Raw genomic sequence first — 15,998 nt, 5'->3', positions numbered from 1 at the left:
CATCCGTAAGGGAATGAAGAGCAGGAGGATCGCGTTCAACATGGACACCGCAGAGATCATCGCCAAGATTACGAAGGCCGCTGGCCGAAAATCGTTGTACCATTTCACACGATCGAAGAACCTTGAGGCGATCGCGCATTTCGACGCGCTCTGGTCCGGCTGCCGCATCACGGCGGAAGTCTCGGGCGAACGCCGGTTAATGCAGCATGAAGCGACGCATGAAGGATACACGCTGATCGTGAATTCACATCTGCGAATTCCGCAAGCGATGATGAAGACGGGTTGGACCGTGGAGCAGTTCCGGGCGCGCTTGGATAACCACGTCTTCTTCTGGCCCACGCGAAAGGATTGTTTGGCGATGCTTGACACCTACAAGCGGAGAGAACCGGACGAACGGTTCGCCGTGCTGGAGCTCGATGCGGCGGCCTTGCTCGCGGCCAACCGCGAGACGGCGCGGTTATCCAAGTACGACTCCGGCAGCGCGCCGCGGTTTCCGCTGCGCACGGGGTACAGGAAAAGCCCGGACATGTTTTTGCCGCTCGCCGAATTCGGCCGCTTGCTGAACAACGAGGTGCCGGCGAAGGCGTCGGAGATCAAGGAGGTGCTGATCGAGGATCGGGTGAATCAGGTCAGCCGCTGTCTGCGGGCCGTCTACGTACAGGACAGGCAAGAAGCGCCCGAGCGCTGGCGCGGCTTCGCGGCGGCGATGGAATCCTTATACCGGCCGCTTGCGCCTTGATCGGCGGGCTTGGTCCGCCTATGGCGCTATCGTGTCAGATAGAATAACAATCTTCTCCCGATTCGGAATTGAAAACGCAGCCGACGACGAACCTCGGTCCCCGGCTTTGAATAGGATATTACCTATTCAAAGCTCTTTTTGCGTTCGCGGAGGGCTCGCGAATATACCGGTTCCGGGCGAACCGTTCACATACGGCGTTTCGCAAGCAAGAGAGCCATCCAGACCGATGAAGGAGAGGACAATATGAGCAGAACGATCAAGCCGGTGCTGCTGCTGCTGGCGACCATGCTGCTGGCCATGACCGCGGCCTGCGGAAGCAGCTCGGGCAAGGACGAATTGACCACCGTTAAGTTTTCCGAAATCATCCGTTCGATATTCTACGCGCCGCATTACGTGGCCATGTCGCAGGGCTTTTTCAAGGAACAGGGCCTGAACGTCGACATGAACACCGCGCAGGGCTCCGACAAGGGCGCGGCCGCGCTCCTCGCCGGCACGGCGGACGTTTCCATGGTCGGACCGGAGACGACGATCTACATTTACAATCAGAAAGGCGACAAAACGCTGAAGGTGTTCCACCAGATGACCGCCAAAGACGGCTCCTTCCTGCTGTCCAGAGACAAAATTGACAATTTCGCTTGGAGCGACCTCGCGGGTAAGACGGTTATCGGCTGGCGTCCGGGCAGCTCACCGCAAATGGTGCTTAATTCGATGCTGCTGAAGGAGCAGGTGGCCGACGTCAACGTCGTCACGAATATTGCTTCACCCGCCATGGCTGGCGCGTTCACCAGCGGGCAGGGCGATTTCATCCAAGTGTTTGAGCCGATCGCCTCGACGCTCGTCAATGAAGGCAAAGCGTATTACGTAACATCGCTCGGCGAAGATTTCGGCGCTTATCCGGAAACGTCATACGTTGCGACGTCCGATTACATCAAAGCACATCCGGACATCATCAAGAAATTTACGGCTGCTGTCACAGAAGGCACCAAATGGCTGAACACGGCTTCCGACGAAGAGATCGTCAAGGCGCTCCAGCCGTTCTTCGAAGGCACGTCGGACGATCTCATTCTCCAATCCGTTAAGAGGTACAAGGAACAGGGCACGTGGCCGACCGATCCCGAGCTGACGCAGGATCAATTCGATATTCTGCAAAACGTGCTCGTGGAGAACGGCGTGCTGAAGGCGGAAGACAAGGTGACGAAGATGGACGACATCGTCGACATGAGCTTCGTGCGGCAGCTCGGAAAGTCGGACTGACCGCGATGGCGCGCAGGGAAAGCGGCACGCGGGAGACGAGCGGCGAGCATATCCGGCTGAGCGGCGTCGGGCTCAGCTATTTCACGCCGAGAGAAGAGACCGAGGCCTTGCGCGACATCGAGCTCTCGATCGGCAAAGGCGAGTTCATCAGCATCGTAGGGCCGAGCGGCTGCGGCAAAAGCACGCTGCTCTCCCTCGTCTCGGGCATGCTGAGGCCGACGAAGGGCAAGGTGTCGATCGACGGCGCCGAGGTGACCGGGCCTTCCGCCAAGGTCGGTTACATGCTGCAGCATGACCACCTGTTCGAATGGCGGGACGTGCTCGGCAACGTGACCGTCGGCGCCGAGATTCGGCGGATGGAGAAGGCGGCGGCGAGGCGAAGGGGAGCGGAGCTGCTGGAGCGGTACGGGCTGGGCGACTTCATCCGCCATGCGCCCGTCCAGCTGTCCGGCGGAATGCGCCAGCGGGTGGCGCTGATCCGCACGCTCGTGGCGGAACCGGATATTTTGCTGCTGGACGAACCGTTCTCCGCGCTCGACTACCAGACCAGGCTCACCCTCTCGGAAGAAGTGTTCCATATCATCAAGGACCAAGGCAAGACGGCGGTGCTCGTCACGCACGACCTGTCCGAGGCGATCAGCATGGCGGACCGGGTCATGGTGATGTCGAAGCGGCCGAGCACGATCTCCGCGGTCCACGATATCGTCTTCGACGAAGGCGAAGCGCTGTCGCCGTGGAGCAAACGCCAGGCGGCCAAGTACCACGAGTATTTCAACGCCATCTGGAAGGAGCTCGATGACCATGCCGTCTCCCCTCTATGAACGCTATCTCCGCATCCAGAAGCGCAGGCAGCGGTTGATCTGGCTGACCCGGCTCGTGCTGCTGGCGGCATTCCTCGTGCTATGGGAGCTTGCGGCCGAATGGAAGTGGGTCGATTCCATGCTGACGAGCAAGCCGTCCCAGCTGTGGGACTCCTTCCGCGAGCTGGCGATGGAGGGAAGCCTGTTCCGCCACACCTGGATCTCGGCGCAGGAGACCTTGGTCGGCATCGCCGTCTCCATGGCCGTCGGCACGCTGGCCGCGATTCTGTTCTGGTGGTCCACGTTCGCGTCCAAGGTACTCGAGCCGTATATGGTCGTGCTGAACGCGCTGCCGAAGGTGGCGCTCGGTCCGATCTTCTTCATCTGGCTCGGGGACCGCTATTCGGTGTACGGGATGGCGGTGGCGATCTCGATCATCGTGACGATCATCATGATCGAGAACGGCTTCAAGGACATCAGCCGCACCAAGCTGAAGCTGATGGAATCGTTCGGCGCGTCCAAGCTGCAAATGCTGGGCATGGTACTGCTGCCGGCAAGCGTGCCGCATTTTATCGCGACGTTGAAGGTCAACGTCGGGTTGACGCTGGTCGGCGTCATCATGGGCGAGTTTCTGTCCTCGAAGGCGGGGCTCGGGTACCTCATCATCTACGGCGGCCAAGTATTCCAGATGAACCTGGTCATGGTCAGCATCGCCATGCTCGCGCTGCTGTCGATCGCGCTGTACGGCGTCGTGAACGTCTTGGAGCGGTATGCGCGCAAGAAATATCATCATGAATCGTAACCCGCCGTCGGACGGGAACATCATGCTCGGCAAGCGCTGCAGGCGCATACGGGAAGCGAGTCACGCCATGGGAAAACGGGCGTGGCTCATTGGTGTTTTCCCGCTGCATATCGGGTATGATGGATGGAAACCAATCTTGCAACCGAAGCGGGGAATAAACGTGTTGATGCAGCAATTCCGTCCCCATCCGTCATTAAGCCCCTACATCGAGAGCCTGCTGCTGCAGGAAGATCTCAACCCCGTCAATTACGCCAACCGGTCGCCCGTGAAAGTACTGCCGTCGACGCTCGCGGTCATCGGCATTCAGTACGGCAGCCGGATGAAGACGATCGGAACGCAGGGCGAGCAGCTTCTCGGGACGAGCGGCATCGCGGGCTTGCAGACGACTTACAAGGAGTACGTCGGCACGGGCGGGATCGGGACGATCATCGTACGCTTCAAGCCGGGCGGGCTGGCGGCGTACACGCCGTACCCGATTCAGGCGTTCCAGGACGCGAACATCGACCTGCATGCGGTCTTCCCGCCCGGTCTCGTCGGCGAGATGGAAGAACGGCTGCGGGAAGCGGGAACGGCCCATGCGCGCATTGCCGTCGTACAGGCTTTCCTGCGGGCCGTGCTGACGCAGCGCGACCGGGAGCCGTGGGTCGCCGAAGCGGCAAGGCTGATCCAGGTGCATCGCGGCGGCATGTCCATCGAGCGGCTGGCAGGCGAGTTTTACGTCAGCAAGCGAACGCTGGAGCGGAAGTTCAACGAGCTGATCGGCATTTCGCCCAAGAGATTCGCGGGCATCGTCCGGTTTCAGCATGCGGTGCAGCTTCGCAAGACGGGCCGCGATTACTTGGATATCGTGACGTTGTGCGGGTTCGCCGACCAAGCCCATTTCGCGCATGCGTTCAAGAGCTATACGGGACTGCGGCCGGAGCTGTTCTTCCGCGACGGCGAGGAATCGGAGCTGGCGAAGCGATTCAACGGCAAGAGCGCCGATTCCTCGGATTCGCCGGATTCCCCCGGTGCGCCGGCGATGTATCGGTAGCCCTTCGTCCCGCTAGGAGCGCGGGCGGCAAGGGCATGCTTTTTTGCTTTGCGTTCAGCTTGTCGCATTTATACAATGCGCCCTCTCCGCGGCATGATAAGATCTGGACATCGGCAAACCATTCATGACCAAGGAGCTGTTGAACCATGTCCAATCACGAAATGCCCTCCGCCACCGGCGCGTATCCTTTCGAATCCCGTTATCTGGACATCGGCGGCCATCGTCTGCATTATATCGATCAAGGTTCGGGCGATCCCGTGCTGCTGCTGCACGGCAATCCGACTTGGTCGTACATGTACCGGAATATCGTTCCGTACCTGGACGCGTCCGCCCGCTGCATCGCGCCCGATCTGATCGGGATGGGATTGTCCGACAAGCCGGACATCGGCTACACGTTCCGGGAACACGCGGAATACGTCAGCCGGTTCATCGAACGACTGGACTTGCGCGATCTCGTTATCGTCGGACACGACTGGGGAATGGCGATCGGGCTGCAGTATGCGATGCGCCGTCCGGATAACGTGCGCGCCGTCGCGATGCTCGAACCGCAGGCTTTGTATCCGTGCCCGGATTGGTCGGCGTTCACCCCCGCCGAATCGCGGGGGTTGTTTCGCACGCTTCGGGATCCGCAGGAGGGATGGCCGTTCATGCGGGACAACAACCCGTTCGTGGAAGGCATGCCGCATATCGTCATCAACCGGTCGCTGACGCCCGAAGAACACGAGCGGTACCGGGAGCCGTTCCGCGAGCCGGAGCATCGCAAACCGTCGTGGGTCTTCCCGAACCAGATCCCGATCGAAGGCATGCCGGACGAAGTCGTACAAGCCGTAGAAGCACGGAATGCCTGGTTTACCGAGACCGATATGCCAAAGCTGCTGTTCCATGCCTCGCCCGGCTGCACGATTCGTCAGCCGCAGCTGGATTGGTGCCGGACGAATCTGCGGAACTTGAGCTGCTTCGATATCGGCAAGGGCTTCCACCACCTGACGGAGGAAAATCCCCAAGCGATCGGGCAGGAGCTGCGCCGGTGGCTGAGCCAGATCAATGCTGGGTAGCGAGATGCGTAGGGATGAGCCGGATCAACGCCGAATCGCGACATACGATCGGCTTACCGAATCAGCGAACGGCAGCCGGCCAGATCGTTCCTGAACCCGCGCGCCGCGCGCAAAAAGCTCCGGATACCATCGATTCGACGGTTCCCGGAGCTTTTCGTGCTGTTCTTGCGTCTGCACGGGCGGTTACTTCCCGGCCGCGTAATAGCCGCGGAGCGCATCGGCGATGCCAAGCGGATTGCCGCGCAAATCCTTGGCGCTGAAGAAGATGTCGCCGTCCACTTCCGCATGGCTTTTGTTATAGTCCAACTGATGAATGATCTCGTTCGACGACTGCCAACCGATCTCCGCCGTGCCCAGCTTGTAAGGCGAGTGGCCGATATAGAGGTCGACATCGGTGCCCTTCACCTCGTTCGACCACCAGTCCACCAGCTTGCCGTAAGGCGCCGCGATCGTATCGAAGCTCCAGTAGAGCTGAGGCGCGACGTAATCGATCCATTCATTCTTGATCCAGGTCCGAACGTCGGCATACATGTTATCGTAGTCGGTTACGCCCGCGCGGGTAGGGGAGCCGGTGGGATCGACGTTGCTGTTGCGCCATACGCCGAACGGACTGATGCCGAACCGGACGGCCGGCTTGACGGAATGGATCGAAATTCCCAGCTGGCTGACGAGCGCGTTCACGTTGGCGCGCCGCCAATCCGCCACGGACAGGATCAGCGGATTATTGGCCGTGAAGGAGGCCGAATCCGGGAAGTCGCCGCTGGACGGATAGAAATAATCGTCCAGGTGGACGCCGTCGATGTCGTAACCGCGAACGACCTCCATGATCGTGTCGATAATATGCTGGCGCGCGGCGGGAATGCCGGGATTCAGATACGGTTTTCCGCCCGAGTAGACGATCCACTCCGGGTGCTGCACGATGACCTGGTTCGGCGCGAGCTTGTCGGTCTTGGCATCGAGGCCGGCCCGGAACGGGTTGAACCAAGCATGGAATTGCATCCCGCGCTTATGCGTCTCCTCGATCATGAACGCCAGCGGATCGTACGTCGGCGCCTTGCCCTGCGTGCCGGTCAAATAGCTCGACCACGGCACGAGCGAGGACGCGTAGAAAGCATCGCCGGCCGCCCGCACCTGCACGAATACGGCATTCATTCCCATGCCCTGCAGATCATCCAGGAGCTTAACGAATTCCGCCTTTTGTTTGTCAGCGTTCCCCGCGGACTGCGCGCTGGGCCAGTCCAGATTGTACACCGTCGAGACCCAGGCGCCGCGGAGCGAGCCGGTACCGGGTTCGGGGCCGGATCCTGGATTGGTTCCGGGGTCCGTACCGGGTTCGGATCCAGGATCGGATCCCGGATCGCTTCCGGGTTCGGTCCCCGGATCGGAGCCGGGAACGGAAGCGTCTGTCTCGAAGAGAGAGATCGTTCGAAGCGCGGGATCCCAATTCACCGTCAGCCCGAGCGACTCGCCGACGAATCGCAGCGGGACCATCGCTCTGCCCGAAATGATTTGAACGGAGCCGTCCAGCTTAACCTGCCGACCGTCGACGACGGCGTAGCTTTGACCGCCCTGCAGCGTAATAAGGGTGCCCGATCGTTGAATGGCGACGGCGCGCGTCCGCTGATTCCAGTCGACGACGGCGCCGAGCCCTTCGCTGATCACGCGCAGGGGCACCATCGTGATGTTCAGCTTCGGTACGATATAGGGAGGGACATCGGCAGCGAGTTGTCCGCCTTCGAGGTAGATGGCGATTTCTTGATTCGCCGGCGCCTTCGCGGACGCGGCGTTGGCATCATGCGGCAAATAAGCCGACTGAGCGAAGAGCATGGCAAGCAGGAGACAGTAGATTCGTAACGAGCGCGGAAACCGGCGGGAAATTAAGTGTGACATAGTTCCTCCTAAATGTTGTTAAACGGTTAGACGTTGGAGCGCCCCTTGAAGTTGCGGTCGCGGTCGAAACAAAGACGGCTGCCCGGCTGGATGTCATGGCGGGGTTAGGACGAAGCGGATCGGGTAAATAAGTTGTGGGACCTGTCGAATTATGGCATAGAACCGGAATCGGAGTAGCAACCTATGTGCAGCCGGCACGATATTTCGCGCCCGAGGCGCGATACTTCGTGCCCGAGGCGCGACACTTTGGAGGGATACGGATGAAATTGACGTCGGAGCAGCGCATCACCTTGCATGGCTTCAACAATTTGACCAAGTCGCTCAGCTTCAACATGTACGATATCTGCTACACCAAGACCAAAGAAGAGCGCGAAGCGTACATCGCTTACATCGACCAGCAGTACAACGCGGACCGCTTGACCGCCATCCTGAATTCGGTCGCCGACATCATCGGGGCGCATGTGCTGAACATCGCCAAGCAGGATTACGAGCCGCAGGGCGCGAGCGTGACCATGCTGGTCTCGGAGGGACCGATCGAGCAAGCGCCGCACGAATCGTTCGAGGAGTCGCCCGGTCCGCTGCCGGGTGCGGTCGTGATGCATTTGAACACCAGCCATATCACGGTGCACACGTACCCCGAATACCACCCGGACGAAGGCATCAGCACCTTCCGGGCCGATATCGACGTCTCCACCTGCGGCGAGATCTCGCCGCTCAAGGCGCTGAACTACCTCATACGTTCCTTCGATACCGACATCATGACGATGGATTACCGGGTCCGGGGCTTCACCCGCGACATCAGCGGGCATAAGCTGTTCATCGACCATGAGATCAGCTCCATCCAAAACTACATCCCGGCGGAGATTCAAGACATGTACCACATGATCGACGTGAACGTGTACCAGGAAAATATTTTTCATACCAAATGCAAGCTTCGCGAATTCGATCTCAACAACTACCTGTTCGGGTACGCGAAAGATACGCTGAGCAAAGAAGAGCAGCAGGAAATCGAGAAAAGCGTCAAATGGGAAATGGACGAAATTTTCTACGGGAAGAACATGATCTTTGCCTGAAAGCGGGGTGGATTAGTGGCAACGAACCGCAAGCCTAATCGATTGATCGCCGAGAAATCGCCGTTTTTGCTTCAGCATGCGTACAATCCGGTCGATTGGCATCCGTGGGGAAAGGAAGCGTTCGATAAGGCGATACGCGATGACAAGCCCGTCCTTCTCTCGATCGGCTACAGCACCTGCCACGCTTGCCATGTCATGGAGCGGGAGTCGTTCGCGGACGAAGAGGTGGCGGAGCTGCTGAACCGGGCATTCGTCGCGATCCTGGTCGACCGGGAGGAACGTCCGGACCTCGACCACCTGTTCATGGCCGTCTGCCAGGCGATGACCGGGCAAGGCGGTTGGCCGCTTACGGTGCTGCTGACGCCGGACAAGAAGCCGTTCTTCGCGGGCACGTATTTTCCGAAGAAGCGGCAGACGGGCCGCTACGGCCTGATGGATATCCTCGGTCAAATGGCCGAGCGGTGGCGAGACGAGATCGGTGACGTGCTCGGGATCGGCGATCAGGTGATGGAGCAGCTGAGCGAACGCATGCTGGCCAGCCAACCGGGCGAGTGGGACATCTCGCTTGCGGGACAAGCGTATGATCGGTTGGAGCGGCTGTTCGACCAGGAGCACGGCGGCTTCGGCGGCGCGCCGAAATTCCCGAATCCGCATCAACTATCGTTTCTGATGGCGTACGCTCGCCGGTTCAACGAGCCGCTTGCGCAATACATGGCGGAAAAGACGCTTACGGCCATGGCTCGCGGCGGCATTCACGATCATATCGGCTTCGGCTTCGCGCGGTATTCCGCTGATGCCGAATGGCGGGTGCCCCATTTCGAGAAGATGCTCTACGATAACGCGCTGCTCGCCATGGCGTACCTGGAAGCATGCCAGCTGACGAACCAACTGGTCTACCGGACGACGGCAGAGCAGATATTCGGCTACGTCCTGCGCGAGATGACGGACGCCGGGGGCGGGTTCTACACTGCGGAAGACGCGGACTCGGAAGGCGAGGAGGGAAGATATTACGTCTGGTCGCCGGAGGAAATCATCAATGCGGCCGGCGTTGGCCCGGGAGAGCGGTATTGCCGGACATATGACGTCACGGACGAGGGTAATTTCCAAGGAGCCAGCGTCCCGAACCTGATCGAAGCGGACTTGGACCGGCTTGCAGACGAATTCGATATGGCGCCGGATGCGTTGGCCGACGAACTCGGGCGCACGCGGGCGCTGCTTTTCACGGCACGCCAAGAGCGCGTTCCGCCCCTCAAGGACGATAAAATCCTGACCGCCTGGAACGGGCTGATGATCGCGGCGCTGGCCAAGGGCGCGAAAGTGCTGGTCAAGCCGGCATACGCCAAGGCCGCCGGGAGTGCAGCCGCTTTCGTTCGCGACCGGCTGACGCGCGAGGACGGCCGGCTGTTGGCGCGCTATCGCAAAGGCGAAGCGGCCTATCCCGCTTATATCGACGATTACGCGTTCATGCTATGGGGGCAGCTGGAGCTCTACGAGGCGCTGTTTCGCGAAGAGGACTTGGCATGGGCGGTCGAATTGGCGGAAGGCATGATCCGGCTGTTCGAGGATCGGGACGCAGGCGGTTTCTTCTTCGCGGGCAGCGACGGCGAGGCGCTGCCCGTCCGTTTGAAGGAAGCGTACGACGGCGCGCTGCCGTCCGGCAACAGCGTTGCGGCCAGGCAGCTGCTCCGCCTATGGCAGTTGACCGGCGAGCGCCGCTATCGGGAGACTGCCGTGAAGACGCTGCAGGCGCTGGCCGGAGCCGCGGCCAATTACCCTTGCGGGCATGCCATGCTGCTTCTCGCCGGACTGGCTGCCGAGAATAGCGGTCCCGACATCGTCATCGCCGGCGATCCGGAGACGGAGGAGACGAAGTGGATGCTGCTCATCGCGCAGCAGGCGTATTTGCCGCATGGCAGCATCCGGCTTGTCGATGTTTCGAGGCACGAAGCGCTCCCCGCGCATCTGGCGGATATGCCGGCGGTCGCGGGGCAGTCGCTCGCTTACGTCTGCCGGAACTTCGCCTGCGAAGCGACGGTAACGTCGGCCGACGAGCTTGCGCGGCTGCTGCATGGCTAGCCGCAGCTTTTGCTTGCGGGGACGGCTGCAGCGGCACGACAAGGATACCGTCCGCCGCCGCGGTGAGCGCTTTTCGCAATATCCGCAATCGCAGGCCGCTTTTCTTGTCGTATTTTGACATGACGCGGCCTGTTTAATTTCCCGAAGTTCCCAATTTTGTAAGATATTGACTTAATTAGGTCATTAAGACTAGTTAAATTCTTCAATCTTGCATTGAAAAGCGGCGAATAACAGGTATAATTTAGCTCGAAGGTATTAATTATGACAAATTTCGCGTAGGGCTTTGGTTATACATTCGATAGCGGCAGGGGGTGAACTTATCGTTTACGACGGGCATCTCCTTCTCATGTTGGCGCCGATCTTGTTTCTGTTTTACGCATCGGTCGTGATTTACCGCAGAAATCCCGCCGGATGGGAGAATCGGACGGCCAGTTTCGTCATGCTGCTGCTGCTCGCGCTCTTTATCGTCGATTTCGCCCAGTTGATCGTTCCGCACGCGCATGTTCCGATGCTGACGGCCGCGGTGAAGTATCCGCTGACGCTGCTCTCGGGGGGGCGCGAGCGTATGCCTGCACGTGATTATCACGCGCAAATACCATCGCATCCCCGCGGCAGCCGGAATCGTCGCGGGACTCCTGCCGGCGGCGGCTTATCTGGCGCAGCTTGCCCTGCACGGATCTGCTTATTTCATCATCCGCGCGGATGCCGACGGTCCTTGGACATGGGAAGTCCCGAGCCGGGCGCTCGACGCGTACTTGCTGGTTATCGTCTGCTTCACGCTATTTAACGTCTCGCTGGCGTATCGCGCTTGGCGCCGCTCGGACGCGCGATTCGACAGGAACCGATTTTTTATTCTGATCCGAACGGATCTCCTCTTCCTGGGCACTTCCGCCGCGACCGCGAGCATCGGCGCGTTCGTTCGCCTGCATGCTTTCCTGCCGTCGACATACACGCTGCTTCCCGGTCTGGCATGGGGATTGTCGATCGGCCTCATGATGATCAACACCGATTTTCTGCAGCGGCCGATCCGCAAGTACGAAGCGTTGTTCCGCATGTCGCCGGCGCCGATATTGATCCTCGACGAGGAGGCGCGGATTCGGGAGGCCAATCCCAAAGCGAAGGAATTGTTCGGCATCGGCGAGGAGGGGCGGCGCGTCCATGCGCTGGAATCGTTCTTCACCCCCGAGGACCGCGGGCTGTTCCGCGATATGTACCTCCCGCAGTTTCCGAACATCAGCTGGCAGGGCAAGGAGATGGCGATGCGCGGAAAGGACGGCGAACTGATCAGCGTCCTGCTCGACATGGAGATGATGGCGGAGAACGGAGAGCCCTACGGGCTTGCCATTATCAGGGACATTACCCAGCGCAAGAACATCGAGCGGCAAACGGACTATTTGGCGCATCACGACGTATTGACGGGCTTGCGCAACCGGTCGGCCTTCAAGAAGGTCCTGGATGAAGCGCTGGCCGCCAAATCCGGCGCGGCCACGTTCGATGCCGTGCTGCTCGTCGATCTGGACCGGTTCAAGCTGATCAACGATACGCTAGGCCACCAATGCGGCGACGACGTGCTCAAGATCATCGCGGCCCGATTTCGCGAATGCCTGGACGACGAGGCGCTGCTCGCGAGGGCGGGCGGCGACGAATTCATGATTCTCGCGCGCGGCGCCGAGGAATACGACGAAATCATCCGAATCGCCGAGAAATTGCAGCAAGCGCTCGAGTCGCCCGTCTTGTTGCTGGGGGCCGAGTATTACATAACCGCGAGCGTCGGCATCAGCCTCTTCCCCGGCGACGGCGTGACTGCGGACGCCATCATCAAGAACGCGGACATCGCCATGTACCACGCCAAATCGAGCGGAGGCAGCCAGTACCGCTTCTTCTCGAAGGAGCTGAACGCCTCCATCCAACGGATGGTCGACATGGAAGCGAGCCTGCGCCGTGCCTTCGACGAGAACGAATTTTACGTCGTGTACCAGCCTCAGATCGATATCGAAAGCGGGGCGACGATCGGAGCGGAGGCCTTGGTCCGCTGGAATTCCAAGGAATACGGCATCGTTTCCCCTGCCGATTTTATCCCGTTGGCGGAACAAACGGGGCTAATTCTGAAGCTAGGCCAATGGGTGCTCGAGGAAGCTTGCCGCGAAGCGAAGCGATGGGAGCGCGCGGGCCGGACGTCGCTGACGATATCGGTGAACGTGTCCGCCAAGCAGTTCAAGCAGCCGGATTTCGTCGATATCGTCAAGGGCATCTTGAAAGCGACCGAATTGAATCCCGCGAAGCTGTGCATCGAGATCACCGAGAGCGTCGTCATCGATAAGCTGATGTTTACGCTCAAGCTGCTCGACGAGCTGGCGGCGATGGGCATCGGCATATCGATCGACGACTTCGGGACGGGCTATTCCTCCTTGAGCCTGCTGCGGCAGCTGCCGATTTCCATGATCAAAATCGACAAATCGTTCGTCGCGGAAATGGTCGAGGAGCGCTCGGTGCGCGCCGTCGTCGCCGCCATGATCACGATGACGCATCACCTCGGCATCACGGTCGTCGCCGAAGGGATCGAGTCGGAGCAGCAGATGGAATGGCTTCGGGAAATGGGCTGCGACAAAGGCCAGGGCTATTACATCGACAAGCCGCTGTCGGCGGAACGCATGCAAGCGAGGCTGAACGAACCGCCTGCAATAACGAAGATCACCTCCTGACGGAACGAAAGAAGCCCCGGGCCGAAGCGTATCGATAACGCTTGCCCGGGGCTTCCTTTGCCATGAAGGAGAAGGTTAGTTCATGACCGCATTCATATGCGCTTCCGTAATGGACCAGTGCGACGCCGTCCAATATTTCGCTTTGTCTTTGACGAGAATGACCTGAGGCGATTCATGCTTGACGGAGATGTCCTCGGCGATTTGGTTGGAGACGGGACGGGACTCGATGACTTTCACGAGCACGTAGTCCGTGTCGGCGGATGCCGCGTCGCTGTTCAGGTAGTTCGAGAACTCGCCGTACGCGTTCGCGCTCACCGGGCAGGTCGTGCTGTGCTTGAAGACGAGCAGCGGTCGGGAGGCGGAACCTTCCAGCGCGGCGTTCCATTCTTCGATGGACGTAATTTCCTTGTATTGTTGCGACATGGTGCATTCTCCTAACTGTTATGAAATGAGTTACAGTACCTCTTGCTCACATCATACCATATTCGATTGCCGGAACACCACTCGTCCTAACCGCCGTTATTTCTGCAGCAGCAGCGCGTTCCACAAATCGGCCTGCTCGAAGCCGAGCCGCCACGCGGCAACCCCGGCCAAGTCGTACTTCTTGGCGATCGCGAGCCGCGCTTTCACCGTATCCGGCGTTTCCGCCCAAAAGACGTGCGTGTAGCCGTCGTGGCCGCTATACGTGTATTTCATTTGGCCGGAAACGGAATCGTAGGCGCCTTTGGCTCCGGTGGTTTGGATCAGATCGGCAAGGTTGCGCATGATGATGGCTTGGCTGTCGATCAGCTTGCCGGAGCCGTCGATGCGCCATTCGCGCGCGTAGAACGGGATGCCGAGCATCAGCTTGCCGCGGGGAATTCCGTACGCCAGAAATTGCTTGACGCCCTCCTCTACCCAAGCAAGCTCCGCGACGGAGCCGGCATCGTCGCCGCCTTCCCAGTGCTGATCGTAGGCCATCATCATGATCATGTCGACGATGCCTGCCAGCGCGGCTTGATCGTAAGCCGTCTGGGCATCCCACAGCACGTCGCCGCGCGGCAAGTCCACGGACACGGTGAGCCCGGCTTTATGGGCAGCGGACGCGAGCGACCGGATGAAATCCGTGTACAAGGCGCGGTCGCCGCCCGCGAGACCTTCGAAATCGACATTGACGCCAGTGACATGCAGCGTGGACAGTTTGGCGACCAGATTCGTGATGAATCTCGTCTTCGCCGCCGCGCTGCGCAGAAACGCGCTGGTCAGCTTACTGTCGAACTGGTTGCTGACTAGAGGGATAAGCTTGATGCCGGATGGGGAAAGCGCTTCGACGAGCGCGGGATCGGAACCGTCCGTTATCGTGCCGTTCGCGTCCGCAAGCTCGAACCAGGACGGGGAATCGATATCCAAGCCCTGCGTCCGGCTGAGCTGATCCAGCACCGTCGTCGTGCTCGAGGTGCCGTTCCAGCCGAGATACAGCAGCTTTTTCGCGTTGCTCCAGACAGCCCGTCCGTCCGCCGTTTTGACGACGGCGTCCTGATACTGGGCGGCATATTGAACCGCGCTCTTCCGGGTATGGAAGGTCCTGAGCGGCTTGTCCCCTTGCAAAACGGTCAAGTAGGGCATGTTCGTCCACCAGGCTGCGCCGTCCTTCACGACGGTCGAACCGGATAAGGTTTTGGCATACGCGATGGCGCTGTAAATGCTGAAGTAGTAGCCGAGCGCCTTGCCCGATTGATAGACCGCGAACGCAGGAATATTGCTATGTATCACCTGGTTCGTCCGCGTATTGACGACGGTGCTGCCCGGCTTTCCGGCAGAGGCGCGGACGGCGTCGAGCAGGAAGCCGTACGACTTGTCGCCAATCGGCGCGCCGTCCTTGAGCAAGCTGTACTTCGGAGAAGCCTGGCGCTGCGCGGCTGCTTGGGCATCCGAAATATTGTCCCATACCCATTGATTGCTGGACAAATCCATGATATGCACGCCCGCGAACGACTTGGCAGCTTGTTTGGCATCCGCGAGCGTGGCGAACGACCAAGCGGCAAGCGATTTGTCGCCCTGATACATGCGGAAGTTCGGAAAAACGCTTTCAACGAAGCCCGGAGCTTCCAAGTCGCGGATCTGGGAGAAGCGGGTTTTGTTGGCGAATTGCTCGGCTTCCTGCAGCGTTTTGAATTCGCGCCCCGGGGACGAGACGCCGTTCTCGTAAACTTTATACCGCGGCCAATTGTCCCAGACCCACGCGCGGCCGGTGATTTTCTCGACATGGGCATAAGCGAACGACTTGGCGTAGCTGATCGCGCTCGCGCTGGCGGCGAAATCCCGGATGGCTTTATCGTTCTGATAGACGCGGTAATTCGCGGTGCCGGAGGCGGCGTGCGCTTCCGAAACGCCGAACGTCGGCAAACCGGCTTGAAAAGCCAGGGCAACGGCAAGTATGGCGGTCCATTTGATGCGGTGTGGCATATGCGTATACAACACTCCTCTCCAGACGTATACCGTTAGACGCAAAAGAGGGGGCGCGGTTGCGACAATTCGACAAATTTCGATAATAAAGTCTTCTGCGAACGCAAAAAAAGGGGCAGCCCGAAAGCT

Annotated in this window: 12 protein-coding genes; 9 read left to right on the top strand and 3 right to left on the bottom strand. The window is 59.8% G+C overall.

Annotated elements, in window-relative coordinates:
- The first annotated feature begins 40 nt into the window (after positions 1-40).
- The 6 genes from AC50YL_RS11460 (at position 41) to AC50YL_RS11435 (ending at position 5,683) form a co-directional block, all read left to right on the top strand.
- Positions 41-739: a DUF7002 family protein gene (locus AC50YL_RS11460; protein ID WP_494832001.1), complete on the top strand. Its 699-nt coding sequence runs from the start codon at positions 41-43 to the stop codon at positions 737-739.
- 243 nt (positions 740-982) lie between these two features.
- Positions 983-1,993, top strand: a complete 1,011-nt coding sequence (locus AC50YL_RS11455; protein WP_494831999.1) for an ABC transporter substrate-binding protein — start codon at positions 983-985, stop codon at positions 1,991-1,993.
- A 5-nt stretch (positions 1,994-1,998) separates the two neighbouring features.
- Positions 1,999-2,814: an ABC transporter ATP-binding protein gene (locus AC50YL_RS11450; RefSeq protein WP_494831998.1), complete on the top strand. Its 816-nt coding sequence runs from the start codon at positions 1,999-2,001 to the stop codon at positions 2,812-2,814.
- On the top strand, positions 2,789-3,595 hold the full coding sequence (locus AC50YL_RS11445) for an ABC transporter permease (RefSeq protein ID WP_494831997.1): 807 nt from the start codon (positions 2,789-2,791) through the stop codon (positions 3,593-3,595). Before AC50YL_RS11450 ends, AC50YL_RS11445 begins: the two co-directional genes overlap by 26 nt.
- Positions 3,585-4,628, top strand: a complete 1,044-nt coding sequence (locus AC50YL_RS11440) for a helix-turn-helix domain-containing protein (RefSeq protein WP_494831995.1) — start codon at positions 3,585-3,587, stop codon at positions 4,626-4,628. Before AC50YL_RS11445 ends, AC50YL_RS11440 begins: the two co-directional genes overlap by 11 nt.
- A 146-nt stretch (positions 4,629-4,774) precedes the next feature.
- The gene (locus tag AC50YL_RS11435; RefSeq protein ID WP_494831994.1) at positions 4,775-5,683 is read left to right on the top strand and encodes a haloalkane dehalogenase; all 909 of its coding nucleotides are present in this window, start codon (positions 4,775-4,777) and stop codon (positions 5,681-5,683) included.
- A 183-nt stretch (positions 5,684-5,866) separates the two neighbouring features.
- Here AC50YL_RS11435 and AC50YL_RS11430 read toward each other — a convergent pair whose 3' ends face one another.
- Complete coding sequence (locus tag AC50YL_RS11430) at positions 5,867-7,510, bottom strand: family 10 glycosylhydrolase (RefSeq protein WP_494832548.1); 1,644 nt, start codon at positions 7,508-7,510, stop codon at positions 5,867-5,869.
- A 323-nt stretch (positions 7,511-7,833) separates the two neighbouring features.
- Here AC50YL_RS11430 and speD point away from each other — a divergent pair, with 323 nt between their 5' ends.
- The 3 genes from speD (at position 7,834) to AC50YL_RS11415 (ending at position 13,424) form a co-directional block, all read left to right on the top strand.
- The gene (gene speD, locus AC50YL_RS11425; protein WP_494831993.1) at positions 7,834-8,646 is read left to right on the top strand and encodes an adenosylmethionine decarboxylase; all 813 of its coding nucleotides are present in this window, start codon (positions 7,834-7,836) and stop codon (positions 8,644-8,646) included.
- A 15-nt stretch (positions 8,647-8,661) separates the two neighbouring features.
- Entirely contained in the window at positions 8,662-10,722 is a 2,061-nt protein-coding gene (locus AC50YL_RS11420; protein ID WP_494831992.1) for a thioredoxin domain-containing protein, read from the top strand.
- A 575-nt stretch (positions 10,723-11,297) separates the two neighbouring features.
- On the top strand, positions 11,298-13,424 hold the full coding sequence (locus tag AC50YL_RS11415) for a putative bifunctional diguanylate cyclase/phosphodiesterase (RefSeq protein ID WP_494831990.1): 2,127 nt from the start codon (positions 11,298-11,300) through the stop codon (positions 13,422-13,424).
- Between the two features lie 75 nt (positions 13,425-13,499).
- On the opposite strand, the gene ytxJ is transcribed toward AC50YL_RS11415, so the two are convergent.
- Together ytxJ and AC50YL_RS11405 are read right to left on the bottom strand one after the other, a co-directional pair.
- On the bottom strand, positions 13,500-13,847 hold the full coding sequence (ytxJ, locus tag AC50YL_RS11410; protein WP_494831988.1) for a bacillithiol system redox-active protein YtxJ: 348 nt from the start codon (positions 13,845-13,847) through the stop codon (positions 13,500-13,502).
- 96 nt (positions 13,848-13,943) lie between these two features.
- Complete coding sequence (locus AC50YL_RS11405) at positions 13,944-15,869, bottom strand: glycosyl hydrolase family 18 protein (RefSeq protein ID WP_494831986.1); 1,926 nt, start codon at positions 15,867-15,869, stop codon at positions 13,944-13,946.
- Between the last annotated feature and the right edge of the window lie 129 nt (positions 15,870-15,998).

This window comes from Paenibacillus sp. J22P277, from assembly GCF_059383675.1.
The sequence above is the reverse complement of the archived record's forward strand: the minus strand, read 5'-3'. Positions and strand labels throughout refer to the sequence as shown.